This is a genomic window from Flavobacterium glaciei, from assembly GCF_003350545.1.
In the GTDB taxonomy this organism is placed as follows: Bacteria; Bacteroidota; Bacteroidia; order Flavobacteriales; family Flavobacteriaceae; genus Flavobacterium; species Flavobacterium glaciei.
In genome coordinates this window covers 1-3207 of sequence record NZ_QQBA01000033.1, presented here as the reverse complement: position 1 = coordinate 3207, position 3207 = coordinate 1, and the positions used below count along the sequence as shown (strand labels likewise).

The following is a 3207-nucleotide window of genomic DNA, read 5'->3' as shown; positions in this document are numbered from 1 at the left end:
GTAATGCAAACTTCTTTAATAAATAAATAAATATGTCTTATTTCTTTTTCAAACATACTTATTTTATCGCTAAAATACCAAATAAAATCGATGAAATACACAAATAACATATTTGTATACGTATAAATCCTACATTATGGAGATAGCCTATCTGTTTTCCATGATAACATCCTAAACAATTAATACACAGTTCGATAAAGCTCCTAAATAGTATTATATATAATGTATTGTATATTGTATAGACAAGATACATCCTATTTAAAATTTGGCTAATATTTTAGTGATAAGAAATCATTAAAACCAATCTAACAAAATGGAATTGATCAAAGTAGATTATCAGGTGAAGGATATGGTGAAACTCAACTAGTAAACAAATGCAGTGACAATGTCGTTTGTACAGAAGTACTTAAAATAATAAATATTATTAAAAAATTATAAATCTAGTGAGTTTGACTTTCAAGTTTATTTTAAAATGTAAAATTGAAATAAACGAGAATTGATAGACCAAAAAAAGTCTTAAATACCAAATTAATTTAACAATATTAACATCATTCTACCACTTAAAAAACAAATGAATTGTTAATTATTTAAAATAAAAAATTAAATTTTTCTTAAAAATAATACACTTAAACGAGTATTTAGGTTAGTTGTAGAGATAAAATATAAATACATGTAAAACTTTGTAAATTTATAATAATAATTTAAAACTATGTATTCCAAAGCATTACGAAATAACAAATCTAGAAATAGAAATTAATTTAATAGCAAGAAGCAAATTTTTAATATTTAGAAATCATAATTGATTTTAAGTTTAAAAATTATCATTATTAAATAAAAAATATTTTTTTACATTTTTTTTAATAAAAAAAATGAATCCCATTTATCAAATACCACAAAATTAATTTTAATACTAATAAATTAAAAATTTGATAATATGCATCCAAAAATTACATTACCTATAATTACTTTCTTAACGTTTTTGAGTAAACTAAATTCTCCATTTAAAACTATAAAATACAGGAGAAAATTTAATACAAATTATAGGTTCTGAAACTATCAGAATTTAGTGTATTAATTGTTCGATAGACCTTTTATATCAATAAAATTTGATTCAAATCGAATGCGAACTAAATATTATAATACAAGCTACTAATCTTTTACTCTTATAAAAATTGCCAAATATACATTTAGCGATTTAAATATAAAAAAACTTTCTAACGATTTAAATCAAATCAATATGAAATCAAACTTTACTCATTCGACAATATTTTTTTCATTTTTTTTACTATTTTTTTTAAAATTAACAACATCTATTGCTCAAATAGGCCCCGGTATTGTTCCTATTAATACTCCAAGTGGAGGGTTTAAAATTGACGGTACTCTTTTTGCAAATACAGCTGCAGGAGACTGGGTCGATGGAACTGGTACTGGTGGTTTTGTACTTAACAATTCAGGCGGCCCTTTAAATCCAGGAACTACTTATCATTTATATGATTTGTATAATACTTCATTAGACAACATTTTTGGAGGAGGAGATAAAGTTGGTGACAATCCTAACGATTGGACATGGACTCTTGGTTCAGCCAATGATAAAACAGATATGAACAATGCTTTAATCCATTTAACTACTGATTCAAGTGGAAATGTATGGGTTGTTTTTGCAGCAGATCGTTTAAGTAATAATGGAAATGCATATGTTGATTTTGAATTTCTTCAAACAGCTATGAGCAAGACATCTACTGGTTTTGCAACTTCGGCTCCTACTTCGACTGGTGGAAGAACATTAGGGGATTTTTTATTAACTGTATATTTTGAAAGCGGTGTTGCTAAATTTGACATTCAACGTTGGGAACTTGTTGGCGGAATCTGGAAATACAAAACATACTTTTCATCTTTACCACTTAACTCTGTATATGCTGCAGGAAATACCAGCAATGTTCCTGTTCCTTATCAGGCATTTGGGGTTAATACTTACCTTCAAAATACATTTATTGAATCAGGAGTAAATTTGACTGAAGTATTAGGAGCAATTGATCCATGTACTAGTCTTAAAATAAAAACTGTTTTTGTTAAATCTAAAACATCTACATCACCAACAGCTGCTATTAAAGATTTTTTTAATCCAGTTGCTATTGATAACCTTACCCTAGGAAGTTCGGATGCGGGAGATGATGCTACTATTTGCTCAGGTATGCAATATTCGCTTCAAGGGTCTGCAGTACCAAGTAATGGATATCAAGTTATATCCAAAACTTGGTCATTAGTAAGTGGTACCGCCACTATTGATAATCCAAACAGTCTCAATTCAAATGTAAATATCACTGGAAATTCTGCAACATTTCGACTTACGGTTGTAACAGGGCCAGGATCTGGTTCAGGATCACAATGTACGGTAACAGATGATGTAACAATAACCGTCAATCAACCTACTACTTGCGATATTATAGGTTCAAATGGGGCAATATGTCCATCCTCTACCACTAACATTTATTCAGCTCCAACTAGTGCTAGTTATGAATGGAGTATTTCAGGAAATGGAACAATTGTGGGAAGTACAAATTCTCAATCTGTTTCTGTAACTGCTGGGGCTAGTTGCAATGCAACATTTATATTATCATTAAAAATTACTGATGCTAATGGATGTATTTCAACCTGTACAAAAACAATTACTGTTGAAGATACAACGGCTCCTACTTGGTCTACTCTAGCTACTGCTTTAGATACTACGGTAGAATGTAGCAATGCTGAGGCTTTGGCTACGGCTCAAGCTGCTTTCCCTATTGCTGCTGATTTATGTGATACCGATGTTTCCAATATCACTAAAGTAAGTGGTGCATTTGTGCCTTCTTTAGGTTGTGCTAATGCTGGAACCTATACTAACACTTGGACTGTAAAAGACGATTGTGGTAATACTTCGGCTGTGTTTACTCAAGTGATTACTGTTGAAGATACAACGGCTCCTACTTGGTCTACTCTAGCTACTGCTTTAGATACTACGGTAGAATGTAGCGATGATCAGGCTTTGGCTACGGCTCAAGCTGCTTTCCCTATTGCTGCTGATTTATGTGATACCGATGTTTCCAATATCACTAAAGTAAGTGGTGCATTTGTGCCTTCTTTAGGTTGTGCTAATGCTGGAACCTATACCAACACTTGGACTGTAAAAGACGATTGTGGTAATACTTCGGCTGTGTTTACTCAAGTGAT

General features: G+C 30.8%; 1 protein-coding gene. It reads left to right on the top strand.

Annotated elements, in window-relative coordinates; genetic code table 11:
• Window positions 1-1237: 1237 nt before the first annotated feature.
• The coding region (locus tag DFR66_RS13720; RefSeq protein WP_147277698.1) for a hypothetical protein at window positions 1238-3207 on the top strand (1970 nt) is incomplete at its 3' end.